Annotated in this window: 13 protein-coding genes and 1 pseudogene; 6 read left to right on the top strand and 8 right to left on the bottom strand. The window is 38.8% G+C overall.

The window, feature by feature from the left end:
- Positions 1-565: 565 nt before the first annotated feature.
- A pseudogene (locus CVS86_RS04725) lies at positions 566-1,093 on the top strand (isoaspartyl peptidase/L-asparaginase); the annotation flags it as partial.
- Positions 1,094-1,147: 54 nt separating this feature from the next.
- Here the strand turns inward: CVS86_RS04725 and nrfD are convergent.
- From nrfD to CVS86_RS04695, 6 genes are read right to left on the bottom strand one after another with little or no spacing between them, the layout of a single operon-like run.
- Positions 1,148-2,032: an NrfD/PsrC family molybdoenzyme membrane anchor subunit gene (gene nrfD / locus CVS86_RS04720; protein WP_103649806.1), complete on the bottom strand. Its 885-nt coding sequence runs from the start codon at positions 2,030-2,032 to the stop codon at positions 1,148-1,150.
- 10 nt (positions 2,033-2,042) lie between these two features.
- Positions 2,043-2,681 (bottom strand): molecular chaperone, encoded by a 639-nt coding sequence (locus CVS86_RS04715; protein WP_107791134.1) that lies wholly within the window; start codon positions 2,679-2,681, stop codon positions 2,043-2,045.
- A gap of 10 nt (positions 2,682-2,691) precedes the next feature.
- On the bottom strand, positions 2,692-3,243 hold the full coding sequence (locus CVS86_RS04710; RefSeq protein ID WP_012140509.1) for a 4Fe-4S dicluster domain-containing protein: 552 nt from the start codon (positions 3,241-3,243) through the stop codon (positions 2,692-2,694).
- 11 nt (positions 3,244-3,254) lie between these two features.
- Complete coding sequence (locus CVS86_RS04705; protein WP_107791133.1) at positions 3,255-5,546, bottom strand: molybdopterin-dependent oxidoreductase; 2,292 nt, start codon at positions 5,544-5,546, stop codon at positions 3,255-3,257.
- A gap of 22 nt (positions 5,547-5,568) precedes the next feature.
- Positions 5,569-6,462, bottom strand: a complete 894-nt coding sequence (locus CVS86_RS04700; RefSeq protein WP_107791132.1) for a hypothetical protein — start codon at positions 6,460-6,462, stop codon at positions 5,569-5,571.
- Positions 6,463-6,472: 10 nt separating this feature from the next.
- Positions 6,473-7,183 (bottom strand): disulfide bond formation protein B, encoded by a 711-nt coding sequence (locus CVS86_RS04695; RefSeq protein ID WP_103559024.1) that lies wholly within the window; start codon positions 7,181-7,183, stop codon positions 6,473-6,475.
- 473 nt (positions 7,184-7,656) lie between these two features.
- On the opposite strand from CVS86_RS04695, the gene CVS86_RS04690 reads away from it, so the two are divergent.
- Positions 7,657-8,805: a hypothetical protein gene (locus tag CVS86_RS04690; RefSeq protein WP_107791131.1), complete on the top strand. Its 1,149-nt coding sequence runs from the start codon at positions 7,657-7,659 to the stop codon at positions 8,803-8,805.
- 2 nt (positions 8,806-8,807) lie between these two features.
- On the opposite strand, the gene CVS86_RS04685 is transcribed toward CVS86_RS04690, so the two are convergent.
- Positions 8,808-9,404 (bottom strand): effector protein, encoded by a 597-nt coding sequence (locus tag CVS86_RS04685; protein WP_107791130.1) that lies wholly within the window; start codon positions 9,402-9,404, stop codon positions 8,808-8,810.
- A 147-nt stretch (positions 9,405-9,551) separates the two neighbouring features.
- On the bottom strand, positions 9,552-10,394 hold the full coding sequence (locus CVS86_RS04680) for a DUF3737 family protein (RefSeq protein WP_107791129.1): 843 nt from the start codon (positions 10,392-10,394) through the stop codon (positions 9,552-9,554).
- Between the two features lie 113 nt (positions 10,395-10,507).
- On the opposite strand from CVS86_RS04680, the gene dcd reads away from it, so the two are divergent.
- From dcd to pseF, 4 genes are all read left to right on the top strand, one after another.
- Positions 10,508-11,068, top strand: coding sequence for a dCTP deaminase (gene dcd / locus CVS86_RS04675; RefSeq protein ID WP_107791128.1), 561 nt, complete (start codon positions 10,508-10,510; stop codon positions 11,066-11,068).
- A 217-nt stretch (positions 11,069-11,285) separates the two neighbouring features.
- Positions 11,286-12,281: a UDP-N-acetylglucosamine 4,6-dehydratase (inverting) gene (gene pseB, locus CVS86_RS04670; RefSeq protein WP_107791127.1), complete on the top strand. Its 996-nt coding sequence runs from the start codon at positions 11,286-11,288 to the stop codon at positions 12,279-12,281.
- Positions 12,278-13,390 carry a UDP-4-amino-4,6-dideoxy-N-acetyl-beta-L-altrosamine transaminase gene (pseC, locus tag CVS86_RS09890; RefSeq protein ID WP_199906519.1) on the top strand — a complete coding sequence of 371 codons (1,113 nt, stop codon included), beginning with the start codon at positions 12,278-12,280 and terminating at the stop codon, positions 13,388-13,390. Before pseB ends, pseC begins: the two co-directional genes overlap by 4 nt.
- A gap of 3 nt (positions 13,391-13,393) precedes the next feature.
- Positions 13,394-14,071 carry a pseudaminic acid cytidylyltransferase gene (pseF, locus tag CVS86_RS09885; RefSeq protein ID WP_199906518.1) on the top strand — a complete coding sequence of 226 codons (678 nt, stop codon included), beginning with the start codon at positions 13,394-13,396 and terminating at the stop codon, positions 14,069-14,071.
- Positions 14,072-14,076 lie beyond the last annotated feature (5 nt).

Here is a 14,076-nt window from a genome sequence, read left to right as displayed (position 1 = left end):
TGCTCCATCTCGAACCAAGAAGCTAAGCTCGTCCTGGCTGATGATACTCTCCCTTACTGGGATGTTGGAAAAGTAGGTCGTTGCGGGCTTTGTTGTTAATCTGCTTTTAATTCTTATATTATTAATCTTGGTTTTTTATTAGTATTTATTTCTGTTTAAGTATATGATATTAGTTTTTACTTTTTTTAATTAGTTTTTATTGATTAAATGTAGTAAATTTTTTATATTTGTTTTTATGTTATTGGGTTTATTCATTTTTTAATTTAGTTTCTTGTTATTTCTAAAAGTTTTTTATTTATTATTCTTTATGGATTTTTTTGTTTGGTTTAATCTGTTTATTTTTATGAAGTAGTCTTTTTAATGGAAAATTGCAAATCATGACGAGATAGTGTTAAGGTATGATTATGATACTCTCGGTCTATGAAAATATTAATAGTATGAAATAGGTCTTTTCAAAAAAATACTTATATGATGATGTTAAATTTTTAAGTATAAAAAATGTATAGACTGCTAATTGGCCAAAGAAAACGGCCTAGAGATGGTTGATTAAAAGTACTTTTTCACACAGTTTAGATATGACGCACTCCAAAGGGCAAAAGAGAAACAAAAGCTCATGCTTGATAGTGAAAAGACAAAGAAAACTTCACTAAATTTATATGAGCGTCCATATCTTGGCACTGTTGGAGCGATAGCACTTGATAAAAATGGCAACCTAGCTGCAGCAACAAGTACTGGTGGCATGACAAATAAAATGACTGGCCGAATAGGTGATAGTCCGATAATCGGCTCTGGAACCTATGCAGATAATGATTCAGTGGCAGTCTCTTGTACGGGCACAGGTGATATTTACATGCGTGTAAATGCTGCTCATGAGGTCTCAGCTCTTTATAAATACAAAACTTCAGATGTGCAAAAAGCAGCCGGAGAGGCTGTAAAAGAGGTAGCAGCACTAGGTGGCAGTGGTGGTATCATCTCTATTGATAAGTTTGGCAAGACTGGCTTTGCTTGGACTAAAGATAAGTTTGGTATGTATCATGGTGAGGCAAGACTAGGAGTTAAACCAGTTGTTTACTGGCCACTTGGCGAGAAATGATTAGATAGCTAGGCCAGATCCTATCCGGCCTAGTTTTTAAAGGGAGAAAGTTTATTAAAATATATAAATTGCTCCAAGAACGATAAATGCTCTTAGGCAAAAACCGCCGACTAAAACACCATATTCATTATATACGCAGCTTTTGATGCCTTCGCTACATCCGCATACTGCTCCGTCTTTTGTTACGCTACATCTTTGTAGCATAAATTTACTGCCGCCAATTAATGGCAGTGCAAGACCAAGCACTATAAAACCTATCCAAAACATCGGTGCTAGAGAGCCTGATACTATTTTGGTTATGCTAGCCATGCCAGCAGCTTCGTTTCTAACGCTTGCAAATAGCATCAAGAGGGCAAAAATTTCAAGCGCTACTAAGATAGTGTGAAATTTATGCGACTCATGGCTTAAAACGCCACCACCACTTAGCACAGATATAGCGTTTGCGCTAAGACCTGTTGATATGGCTGAGATAGTAAATAGTATCGGTAGCCATATACTTGCCCATAGTGGGATCGCTTTAACAACATATAAAAGTAGTCCAGTATAACCCATCACTCCAATAGCTAGTAGCGAGCCAAGGCTAAGCATCATATCGCAAATTTTGCCACCTTTTTTAACTTGTAAAAGCACGAGTACGCTAACTATTATGAAAAATGTTAGAAGATATGTGCCGATACTCATTATAGAAACTGGTCTTGTGTAAAGGCCTATGATCTTAGCTGGATTGATCGCCGCACTTGGTGCTAGGTCAAATAGCAAAAGTAAAGTTCCAACTATGACCGCTATTGGCGCTAGCAAAAATCCAAATTTGTAAAATTTCTCATCTAGTTTGCCCAAAAAGCCTTTATAGGCTAAAGCCGAGCACAAAAATGCCCCAGCACCTAAACCGCCCAAAAACAGATATATGACTATGAGCCATCCCCAAGTTGTTTGTTCCATTGTCTATCCTTTAACTCTTAAAAGTTAGAAGAGCTCTTGACTGCTCTATCTCGTTTTCAAGATATAAATTTAAAAAATCAGCAAAGCTCACATAGGCTTCTAAATTTGTAGACTCCTTACAACGAGAGCTAAATTTATAAAACCACTCAAACGGATGAGTGCGGATGAAGTCATATTTTTTATGTAAAATTTCATCCATTTTCTCTTTTTCGTCTGCTTGTAAGGCATTGAAACTTAGAAAGTAAAGGTATTGCAGCTCGTATCCGATGAAATCATCTGGAAATTTATCAAACTGCTCTTTACTAAGCTTTAGTCCAGAGCTCTCATAAAAGCCACGCACCTGCATAGTCTTCTCACCAAACATCGTTTTATAATCAAAATAAACCGACTCGTATGGCTCAGCTTTTGGGTGTCTTGGCCCTACAAATAGCCTATTAAATTCATATCTTAGCTCGTCTAGCAAATTTAGATCATCTTTGCACTTATTTATCCAAAGTATGAAGTCATGATTTTTAAATTTATCACTAAAATTAAGGCTTATGCTTATGAGCTCATCTAAATTTTGCTCTCTAAGCTCTACTAAGAAAAATCGCCTTAAAAAGTCTTCAACACTAAGGCTAACGCTAAGCTTTTCTTTGACCTTATCCATCTTTTACTCTTTAGTGTATGAATTCGTTTCGCTTCATTCTTGGATAAAAGCGGATGTTTGGCTTGGTAAAGAAGTGTTTAAAGCCTGGCATCTCTTTTTGCATACCAGCGCTGTCGCTAACGTTGCTATCAACTAGTTTTAGTACTCCACATGGACAGCCTGCTACACAAGCTGGCTCTTCGCCACGCTCAAGTTTTTCGGCGCAGAGATTACACTTTTGAGCTTTACCGTCTTTACCTTTTGTGATAGAGCCATAAGGGCAAGCCATCAAGCAGTATCCGCAGCCTATGCACTTATCATGGAGTGGCTGTACGACACCATTTTCTAGCTTGATATAAGCCCCAACTGGGCAGACATCCATACAGGCTGGCTCGTCGCAGTGATGGCAAGAGTGAGTTATAAAGATCTCTTTTTCTATGCCATCTTCATGTATCATAAGGCCATCAACATGTCTCCAGTTTATATCTGGATCTTGGTTATGATAGACTTGACATGAAATTTCACAAGCCTTGCAGCCTATGCAAAAGTTATAATCAAATAAAAAACCTTGTTTTCTTTTCATCTTAGACCCCTTTACATCTCTTGTTTAGCTGCTTTTTTTACTTCACAAAAGCTAGCTGTATAAGTTGAGCCATTTCCTAGATCGCTAACGCCATCAGAGCAAAGTATGTTTGCTCCAGTTCTTGATTTTGTCACTTTTACCCAGATGTTGTTCCACGCATAGACTATGCCTGGGTTCATTTGATTTGTCTCGACTGCTGTAAAGACGGCTGTTCCTTTTTCGTTTGTTGCCTCAACTGTATCTCCATTTTTTATACCGCGTGCTTCCATATCTTCACGTGTCATAAATAGCTCAGCATTGCCCTTAACGATAACTCTTTTTAAGATATAAGGCATATTGCCCCAGTTTGAGTTGTCTTGGAGCTGAGTACCTGGCGTCATGAAGTAAAGCGGATATTTTTTAAGATAGTCTTTTCCAAATTTATTGCTCTTTTCATAGTAGTCCCAGTCAGTTTCAAGGTCTATTACTGGATGATATCCTGCGTCTTTAAAGGTTTGCGAATAAAGCTCGCATTTTCCACTCTTTGTACCAAAGACTAGTTTGTCTTTTGGCGCATAAGGGTAGTATGGGAACTGATCTTTCATCGTTTCAGGCGTTCTAAATGGTTTGATCCAGCCGACTGACTTTAGTTTTTCATAGGTGATATTTTGTTTTTTGGCAAATTCTGTATCCAAAAAGCGTCTGCAAACCGTTTCACTATCCCAGTTAAAGCACTCTTCTGTATAGCCCATAGCTTTTGCAAGAGCGTTAAAGAACTCTAAATTTGTCTTAGCTTCACCAAGAGGTTTTACACTTTGAGCGTTGTAGCAGACATATCCAGAAATTTGGTCGTTTTGGATATCCTCACTCTCCATAAATGTAACACCAGGTAGAACATAGTCGGCATAGTCACAGGTATCTGTTTCGTAAGGATCAATTACAACCAAAAAGAAGTCATCGTCCATTACACGCTTTTTGATCAAATTTGTATTTGGAGCTGTTACCATTAAATTTGAGTTGTAGTTGATGCATGCTCTAATGACCGTGTTTATAGGCTTATCAAGATATGTTGGATTTTCTTTTTGTATGCCTTTACCAAATTCTATATAGCTTACTTGCTGTCTTTCTATCTTTTTGCCATCTTTATCTTTTGGAGAGAGATCTGGCATGCAGTTGTCGAAATTAAAGCAGCCTTTTACATGCACATACGCCCAAAATAGTCCGCCACCAAGCTTTGTCAAGGCGCCAGTTAAAACTGGTAAAAATGTAACCGCACGAACAAGTCTTGCTCCGTTAAAGTGTCTTTGTCCGCCGTCGCCGTGCATGATAGCTGGTGCTTTTGCGTGAGCGTACTCTCTAGCAAAAACTTTGATCTGATCCACACTTGCTCCGCACATCTCAGATAGCTCGCCATAGGTGTAGAGTGAGCACTCGTGCACTAGATCTTCAAAGCCTGTTGTATATTTTTTTACAAATTCATGATCATATAGATCTTCTTCTATTAAAAATTTACAGACCGCTAGACAAAATGCAGGGTCACTAGATGGTTTTAGCTGGATAAACATATCTGCTTGGTTTGCTAGAGGAATTCTTATTGTATTTATGACGATGATCTTTCCGCCTCTTTTTTTAACACGGTGAGCAAATCTTATCCAGTGTACGGCCGTATAAGCTTCGTTTGATCCCCAGCTAATGTACATATCGCTCTCATCGATCTCAAGTGCATCTTTTGAGAAGTCGGTACCTATAACGCTAGGAGTACCAGCGTATCTTGGCCAGTCACAAGGGTTTCTAACAAGTCTTGTGGCTCCATATTTTTCAAAGAAATTTCCTGGTGCGATAGTTTTTGAGATATGTCCCTCGTTGCCAGAGTAGACAAACTCGGTCAAGGCTTCGCCGCCAAATTTCTCTTTTATCTCAGTTAGCTTTGCAGCTATCTCTTTTAAGGCTTGATCCCAGCTTATCTTCTCCCATTTTCCTTCACCTTTTTTACCGACTCTTTTCATAGGGTGCATGATGCGATCAGCGTTATATAGGTGCATGGCATAGGTGTGACCCTTGACGCAGACTGTGCCTTGCGTTAGCGGGTGCTTCGGATCTCCTTTTATGCTTACCATTTTGCCGTCTTTTATCTCAGCGATCATCGAACAGGCATCGCGGCAGTTTCTAGGACAGGTTAGGTAGTGGTACTCTACATTTTCCTCGTTCTTATAGGATTTTGGGTTAAAATCCACCTCAAATTGCTCCATACCAAATAGGCTAGGAGCTGTTCCAACTGCTGCTAGAGCTGCTCCGGTGCCTTTTAGGAAAGAACGTCTTTGCATGTTTTCTCCTTAAATTTGATAGCTATTTCATCTCAAAGATAAAAACTTTATTCTCTTTGCCTTCTCGTGAGAATATGTAAAATTTATTATCTTTGATTGCTAATGCTCTTGGGTTATTTACCCCACTAAAACTAAATGCCTCGTCTATCTCTTTGGTGGTTAAATTTAACTTTAAAATAGTTGAGAAATTTTTGCTTAAAAGATAGAGCGCATCAGGCTCTGCGTCGATGCCAGTAATATAGTAGTTGTTTAAATTTCTACCCTCTTTTAGCTGCAAATTTGCTCCAGCTTTTGGCACAAATTCTTCTAAGATCATCTTGTCGTCACCATCAAATATAGTCACACTCCAGTAGTCTCTAACGTCATTTGGCACGCTAGCTGTGAAAAATTTATTCTCACTTTCTAAGTAGTCCCAGCCTAAGATGTACTGCTGTTTTGATCTAATGGTAGAAAATCTACCCTTGTTGCCAAGGTCATTTAGCTTCCACGCGTCATATCCAGCCAATAGGTGCCTCCACTGGCTATTTTGCTCATCTTTACCAAGGTTGCTAGCTGGCTCATAAAAGACAAAAGTTTTGTTGTAACTTATCATGCCAAGCTCATTTTTATACCAGCTAGCTCCAACTGTTGCTTCCATTTCCATTATAAAATGACGGTCGTGTTTGGCGTAGCTAACTGGCTTTAAATTTTCATCTGCGATGTAAAATTCGTTGTCGTTTGAGACAAGAGCGAACTGCTTTTTGCCCTCATCGTAGTCAGCTCCAGTTATTGCATTATCATTTTGCAAATTTAGAGTGATCGTCTCTTTAAGGCCTAGCTCTTTTGTGTTTTGGATAGCTCCATTTTTGCTATCCATGTCAAAGCTAAAACCAAAAGCAAGGCTTGCCAATGCGATAAAAAATATTAGCTTTTTCATCTTTTACTCCTTACTTTGCTAGGTCTGGAAGCTCAGGGTTCCAGTCAAATCTAAAGTCAAGTGAGCTATCCCAGTGGTCTTTTTCCCAGAACCATTTTGAAGGATCGATGCTCATTCTTGGTGGTGTGCTAGATCCTAGATATGGCGGTGGACCAGAAGCTATAAAGGCTTGAACGCAGTTTGCAAGTATGATCACGATAAAGACTAAATTTGCAAATTTGCCAAGTGGCAAGTAGCTTAGAAAGTTGCCATATTCGCCATTTGAGCTTTTTTGCATTATAAGGCCCAAATTTTTGCTAAACAAAAATATAAGAGCCAAAAATATGATCACACAAAAATCAACAACCATAACCCAAAACTGGGTGTGAGCACCTAAAATTTCAAGGCCAAAACCTTGTTTGATGTCAAGATAGCCGCCAAATGTTCCATCTAGGCTGTAGTGGATAAAGCCATTGAATATGCCCCAGCAAGCCATTAGTAAAAGTGCTGCTAGATAGCCAGGCTTTAGTCCGTACCTGATGATGAAAAGCGCTATTAGGCTGATAGCTATCATCGTGATCCTCTCGGCCCAGCACATTATGCAAGGGTTATCGCCTAGTCCAAAGCCAAGCACCAAGCAGGCGATACCGACTGGAAGTGCCACAAGAGCGGTGATGGCTAACGACATAAGGTTGAAAAAGCCTTGTTCGTTTGCTGGGATTTCATTTTGTTTTGTTTGCATCTTGCCCCCCTAAAAGTTGCCTATTGGCAAGACTACCCATAAATTTACGTAAAACTCTAGTGCAACTAGTATTACGCACCCCAAAGCCATACAGGACGTTGCTATTTTCTTCATTTGTGGCTTTATGTATAGGATAAGACCACTGATCAGAAATAGCGTCAAAATTAGAAATTCCATTTTGAGCTCCCAATTTGTAAATTTTAAAATCTAAGCATGATTATCTGAGAAAAATAATATAACTATAATTATTAAATTTAGTTTAAAATATATATTTTTATAGCTAATTTTTACTTTATATAATAAAAATTCGTAAATAAAAATAGATTTATACAAAAATATTTTATATAATTAAGCTATATTTAATTAAATTAATATTAGTTTTTATAAAATTATTTTTATTAGCTAGCTTATAAATTCAAATTAGCTTAAAGAATAGTTATGTAATATTTTTGCAAAGGTAAAAAGGGGTAGTAATGGAAAATATATTTTTAGAATCATACGATGTTTTTAAGGTATGTAAATCCCCAAGCAAATTAAAAATTTATGATGAATTTTTGCAAAATAACAAAAGGTACTCTATAACGCGTTGCTACTACGTAATTGTAGTGGATAATACCTTTTTAACCTACTCACATCTAATGGTCTATGAGCAGCTGCTCTATCTTTTATACTCACAAAACAAGCTAAAAAATGGCGACTTTTCGCTCACCCTTAAAAAAGCAGAGCTTGCTAAGAAATTTAAAACAGATATCACCAAAAGTGCCACAGATACGATAAAGTGCTTTTACGAGATGCAGGATGTGAAAATTTCAATCTTTGTTAAAGACAAGATCGAAAAGCAGATGAATATCATCGAATTTATAGATGCAGATCAAACTGAAAAATATGGCGATCTACAAGATGAGATAAATGTTAGGCTAAACCCAGAATTTGTAAAGCTTTACCGATGTATATACCTTGATAAGATCGAGTATTTAAACAGCTTTGACATAGAGCAAGGCAGCTTCATAAGATACTTCATGCAGCACGAGCTAGATGGTGGCGTAAGAAGCTCAGCTATTATCGATAAAATGGGCGTTTTAAACTATTTGCCTTTTGCTTATAAAAAGCGTTTCGAGCAAGAGGTGGCAAATGTTAGCTTTTATTATAAAAATGAAAAATACGAGATAAAAGATGGCTTTGTAGTCGTCACAAATCACGAAAATAGAGTGATGGATAATCAAAATGCCTCTATTGAGCTTTTTGGTCTTATCTACGAGCAGATCACCAAAAACTGCACCAAAAACATCGTGCTAAATGATGCAAATTTGCAAAATTATTACGCAAGGTTTGGTAAATTTGAGACAAATCAAACTATATTTAAAATTTTTAGTAACATGGAGCTCATGCTAAATCACTCAATGCAAAAAGAAAATGCCAAAATTTCTTTCTTCTCTCACTTTTTTGAAAGCATAGTCTGCAAAAGAGATACGGAGCTTGAAATTTTGATCGAGCTAAATCAAAAAGGCTTTGAGTATATCATCTCGCGAAGTGCGAATTTAGACTTTTATAACGTTGAGTCAGCTGACTACGGACTTACTTCATATCCAGCTAGCTCGTGTGCGGTGGGTGGAAATTTCTAAATTTAGTTGATTTTAGCTTTTAGTTTGGTGATCACTTCGTCAAGCTTGCCGCTATCTTGAGCGTTTTTTAGGCATTCGTTTATCTCGGTCATCTTTTTTGTAAATTCGTTTTTTATAATGTCAGCCACAAAGTCCTCGCTGCTAGTCTCGTCCAAGATAGGATACATGTCTCGCCAGATATCTTTGATCCACCAGCCGCATTTTGATATGCAAGGAAACTCTTTAAGCTCGCCAAGCTTTAGGCTCATCATAACCTCATCAGAGCATTTGATATCGTCTGTGACAAAGTCTTTATGAGCGCTATCAAAGCTCGTAAACATGCGGTAGCCAAGGCTTGATACGTTGTTTTCAGAGCAAATTCTAAACTGAAAAATATTATCTTCATAGTCTAAATTCGATATGCAAATTTGATGTTTCTGGGTGAAATTTGGAAATGAGTTAAACCTTTTATCATCTATGCTAAGCTGCCACTTTGAGCCACTATCGCTAGTTAAAAACTCTTTAAAGCTTAGTTGTACAAATTCTTTATAGCTCATCTCATCAGCTGTGAAAAAGTCATAGTTACTACTGTTTTTTTCTTTAAAATCTTTAAATTTCATATCATTTCCGATCAAAAAAGTGTAACTATTTTACTACTTCTTAGGATAAAAGTTATTAAATTTTATGAAATTTATAAGAACTTTTATTAGCGAGGTATTTCGGCTTTAGAAATTTAAGTTGTGTAGCAAATGTTTTTTAAAAATAAATCAAATTTCATCCGTGATGATCTCTATCTTGCTTGCATCGACTAAGCTGCCATCTATGATGATCTCCTCTATCTTGCCAGCTCTTATGACGCCACTTTTTGGGTTTTTTACGCTTTTTATCGTGCTTTTTGTGTTAACATCGAGGCTTGAATACTCAAAAGCAAGGCTAGTATCCATAAAAATGCAATCTTTTACAACCAAATTTTCTACGTAGCAAAGCGCTTGCAAGCTCTTTATTGTGCAGTTTATGAGCGTCACATTTTTCGCGTTCCAGGCTAGGTATTCGCCTGAGATGAGGCAGTTTTGCGCGAGCACGTTTTCGCAGTTCCAAAAGGCGTCTTTTGAGATGAGTTTTGAGTTTGTGATGCGAAGATTTTTGCAGCCGTCAAAGCAGTAGTTGCCGTCTAAGCTTAGCCCATCAACCTCTAAATTTTCACTATTTGCCCCAAAGTAATCCCCTTTTGCAAAGACATTTTTAAGCTTTACGTCCACACAACCCCAAAGTGTCTCGGCAGCGTCTGAGAAATTTACATTTTCTAGCAAAATTTGCGAGCTTTTTCTAAAGCTTTTTGGCGCATTTATGAGCACGTCTTTGAAGCTTAAATTTTTACTGTACCACATGCCAGCCCTTGCTAAAGGCTCGAGGTAGCCGCCATTTAGCGTGATATCACTTGCATACCAGAGCGGATACTTGTAGGCAAAAACGCACTCATTTAGCTCTAAATTTGAGCTGTGCTTTAGCGGTGACTCGCCGTCTTCAAAGATGCAGTTTGTAAATTTTGCCCCTTTTGCGCCAAACATCGCGCGTTCTCCTGTGAAAATTTCTGCATTTCTCTCTTGCATTTTTGTCCTTTATGAAATTTCGCTCTCAAAATTATACTAGTTTTACTGCAAAGTGCCATTAAATTTACTTTAAAGACGCAAAGCGTTATAATCGCCCAAAAAAAGGAGCAAAAATGGGTTTAAAATCAGACTCTTGGATAAGGAAAATGTCGGTTGAAAAGAAGATGATCGTGCCATTTGCCGAGGAGCAAGTGGGTCGTGGCGTCGTTAGTTACGGCGTTTCTAGCTACGGCTATGATATCCGCGTGGGTGATGAGTTTAAAATTTTCACAAACATCGGCGGAACGGTCGTTGATCCAAAGAATTTTGATGAGAAAAATGTGGTTGATTTTAAGGGCGACGTCTGCATAGTGCCACCAAATTCTTTTGCCTTAGCACGCACGGTCGAGTACTTTAACATGCCTGATAACGTGCTAGCGATCTGCCTTGGCAAGAGCACATACGCAAGGTGCGGCATCATCGTAAATGTGACACCTTTTGAGCCGGGATTTAAGGGGCATATCACGATTGAAATTTCAAATACGACGCCACTTCCTGCTAAAATTTACGCAAACGAGGGCATTGCACAGGTGCTATTTATAGAGGGTGATGAGCCTTGCAAGGTGACGTATGCTGATAAAAACGGCAAATACCAAGCTCAAGAAGGCATCACGCTGCCTAGAATTTTAAAATAATTTTCATGCCTTTGCGACCTTGCAAAGGCTAAATTTATCGCCCACTTTTTATAAAAACCCTAAACAATAACGAAATTTTGACGAAATAGAAGCTAGAAATAGCGAAGCTTTGATAAATAAATTTTAAATTTGGCACAGCTTTTGCTTAAAAATTTATAAAAAATAATTCAAATTAGCCATTTATAAATCAAAAAAATGACTAGCAAAAAGGCGCAAAATGTTTAACAACAAATCGATATTAATCACCGGCGGAACAGGAAGTTTTGGTAAAAAGTACACCGAAATTTTGTTAAAAAAATATAAGCCAAAAAGGCTAGTTATCTACTCGCGCGACGAGCTAAAGCAATACGAAATGGCCCAAATGTTTAAAGACAAGGCCATGCGCTTTTTCATTGGCGACGTGAGAGACTATAAGCGCTTAAGAACCGCGATGAATGGCATAGACTACGTCATCCACGCAGCTGCGATAAAACACGTACCAATCGCAGAATACAACCCAATGGAGTGCATCAAAACAAACATAGATGGCGCTCAAAACGTCATCGACGCCTCTTTGGAGTGTGGCGTTAGCAAAGTGATCGCACTCTCAACTGATAAAGCATGCAACCCTGTAAATTTATATGGAGCTACAAAGCTAGCGAGCGATAAGCTCTTTGTCGCTGCAAATAACATTGTTGGAGACAAAAAAACAAGATTTAGTGTCGTAAGATATGGAAACGTCGTTGGCTCTCGTGGTTCAGTCGTACCGCTTTTTAAAAAGCTGATCGCACAAGGAGAAAAAGAGCTTCCTATCACGCATGAGAAGATGACTAGGTTTTGGATCACGCTTGAACAAGGCGTAAATTTCGTCCTTAAAAACTTTGAGAGGATGAAAGGCGGCGAAATTTTCATACCAAAGATCCCATCAATGACGATGGTCGATCTCGCAAAAGCCCTTGCACCAGATCTTGGCGTCAAGATCATAGGCATTCGCCCAGGAGAAAAGATGCATGAGATGATGATCTCAAGAGACGACGCGCATCTTACATATGAATTTGATGATTACTACGTTATTAGTCCATCTATCCAGTTTTTAACAGCGCAAGACTTCTCAACAAATGCTCTTCATCAAAAGGGCAAACCAGTTAGTGAGGACTTTGAATATAGCTCAAATACAAATAAAATTTGGCTCGATAGAGCAGGCCTTCTTGAGATGATAGGAGATGCTAAATGATCCCTTACAGCCGTCAGCAGATCACAGAAGAGGACATAAAGGCAGTCACAGATGCCTTAAAAGATGACATCTTAACAGGTGGCCAAAAGGTCAGTAAATTTGAAGAGGAGCTGGCAAAGTATGTTGGCGTAAAGCACGTGATCGCTATGAACTCAGCCACTTCGGCCCTTCACGTAGCCTATCTTAGCCTTGGCGTAAAGGCTGGCGATGAAGTGATCACGACACCCATCACCTTTGCAGCCACTGCAAATGCGGCTTTGATGGCAGGAGCACAGGTCAAATTTTGCGACGTAAAAGCAAATGGCAACATCGATGAAGAGAAAATTCCAGCTCTAATCACGCCAAAAACAAATGTGATAACAGCGGTTGATTACGGCGGTAACCCAGTGGAGCTAGATAAGATCATAAATTTAGCCAAAAAGCACGGCATAAAAGTGATAGATGACGCCTCTCACGCCCTTGGTAGCGTGCAAAACGGCGTAAAAGTGGGCGTTAAGGCTGATATTAGCATATTTAGCTTCCACCCGGTTAAGCCTATCACCACGCTTGAGGGTGGCGCACTTGCCACAAACGACGATGAACTAGCAAGGCTAGCAAGGCTATATAGAAGCCACGGCATCGCTAAAACAAAGCTTTGGGATAGCGACATGAGCCTGCTTGGATACAACTACAGGATAACAGACGTGGCCTGCGCTTTGGGGCTTAGCCAGCTAAAAAGACTGGACGACTTTATCGCTAAAAGAAATGAGATAGCTAAATTTTATGATGAGAAATTTAGTGGATGTGAATATTTTAAAACCATAAAAATCCCAGCAAATACAACTAGCTCAAGGCACCTATATCCAGTGCTTTTGGATGAGAAATTTTGGGATAAAAAAGAGCAAATTTTTGAAGCGCTTTTGCAAAAGGGCGTTGGTGTGCAGGTACATTATAAGCCAACATATAAATTTAGCTTTTACAAAGCGCTACTTGGCGAAATTTCACTACCAAATGCGGAGAAATTTTATAGCGCCGAGCTTAGCTTGCCGTGCCACCATGGCATGAGCGTGGATGATGCCAAATTTGTCGCAAGCACGCTTTTTGATGTGCTAAAAAGCTTTAGCGAGTAAAAAATGATCTGTATCATACCAGCAAGAGGCGGCAGTAAGAGAATACCTGGCAAAAATATAAAAGACTTTTTAGGCAAGCCTTTGATCGCTTATAGCATCGAGGCTGCGTTAAATTCTAAAGTTTTTAGCGAAGTGATCGTAAGTACTGATGACGAAGCGATCGCAAATGTGGCTAGAGAATTTGGAGCTAGCGTGCCATTTTTTAGAGATGCGAGCCTAAGCGATGACTACGCGACAAGCACTGACGTGATAAAAGACGCGATAAGGCGCGTAAATTCTGGCTTTGACGTCTGCTGCCTTTATGCCACAGCACCGCTCATAACGGCTGAAATTTTAAAAGAGGCCGCAGGAGAGTTTAAAAAGCAGGAGTGTAAATTTTTATTTTCAGCGACTGCGTTTGATTTCCCTATACAAAGGGCGATAAAACTTGATGAAAATGCTAGAGTTAGCATGTTTTACCCGCAGTTTGAAAAGACACGCTCGCAAGACCTTGAGCCTGCGTTTCATGACGCTGGGGCCTTTTATTTTGGTAAAAAAGAGGCTTGGTTGGAGTGCAGTGCTATCTTTGCGCCACACTCAAAGGCATATTTATTGCCAAGAAATTTAGTCTGCGATATCGATACGCTAGAGGATTTTGAGTTTGCTAAGAAGCTTTATTTGATAAATAATGGAAAGATCTGATTGAA

The organism is Campylobacter concisus, assembly GCF_003048605.1.
In the GTDB taxonomy this organism is placed as follows: Bacteria; Campylobacterota; Campylobacteria; order Campylobacterales; family Campylobacteraceae; genus Campylobacter_A; species Campylobacter_A concisus_BM.
Note: the sequence above shows the minus strand (reverse complement) of the source record. Positions and strands in the feature narration are given on the sequence as shown.

Excerpts from the sequence above, each read along its gene's own strand:
- nrfD (WP_103649806.1), bottom strand. The coding sequence starts at position 2,032 with ATGGAACAAACAACTTGGGGATGGCTCATAGTCATATATCTGTTTTTG.
- CVS86_RS04715 (WP_107791134.1), bottom strand. The coding sequence starts at position 2,681 with ATGGATAAGGTCAAAGAAAAGCTTAGCGTTAGCCTTAGTGTTGAAGAC.
- CVS86_RS04710 (WP_012140509.1), bottom strand. The coding sequence starts at position 3,243 with ATGAAAAGAAAACAAGGTTTTTTATTTGATTATAACTTTTGCATAGGC.
- CVS86_RS04705 (WP_107791133.1), bottom strand. The coding sequence starts at position 5,546 with ATGCAAAGACGTTCTTTCCTAAAAGGCACCGGAGCAGCTCTAGCAGCA.
- CVS86_RS04700 (WP_107791132.1), bottom strand. The coding sequence starts at position 6,462 with ATGAAAAAGCTAATATTTTTTATCGCATTGGCAAGCCTTGCTTTTGGT.
- CVS86_RS04695 (WP_103559024.1), bottom strand. The coding sequence starts at position 7,183 with ATGCAAACAAAACAAAATGAAATCCCAGCAAACGAACAAGGCTTTTTC.
- CVS86_RS04690 (WP_107791131.1), top strand. The coding sequence starts at position 7,657 with ATGGAAAATATATTTTTAGAATCATACGATGTTTTTAAGGTATGTAAA.
- CVS86_RS04685 (WP_107791130.1), bottom strand. The coding sequence starts at position 9,404 with ATGAAATTTAAAGATTTTAAAGAAAAAAACAGTAGTAACTATGACTTT.
- CVS86_RS04680 (WP_107791129.1), bottom strand. The coding sequence starts at position 10,394 with ATGCAAGAGAGAAATGCAGAAATTTTCACAGGAGAACGCGCGATGTTT.
- dcd (WP_107791128.1), top strand. The coding sequence starts at position 10,508 with ATGGGTTTAAAATCAGACTCTTGGATAAGGAAAATGTCGGTTGAAAAG.
- pseB (WP_107791127.1), top strand. The coding sequence starts at position 11,286 with ATGTTTAACAACAAATCGATATTAATCACCGGCGGAACAGGAAGTTTT.
- pseC (WP_199906519.1), top strand. The coding sequence starts at position 12,278 with ATGATCCCTTACAGCCGTCAGCAGATCACAGAAGAGGACATAAAGGCA.
- pseF (WP_199906518.1), top strand. The coding sequence starts at position 13,394 with ATGATCTGTATCATACCAGCAAGAGGCGGCAGTAAGAGAATACCTGGC.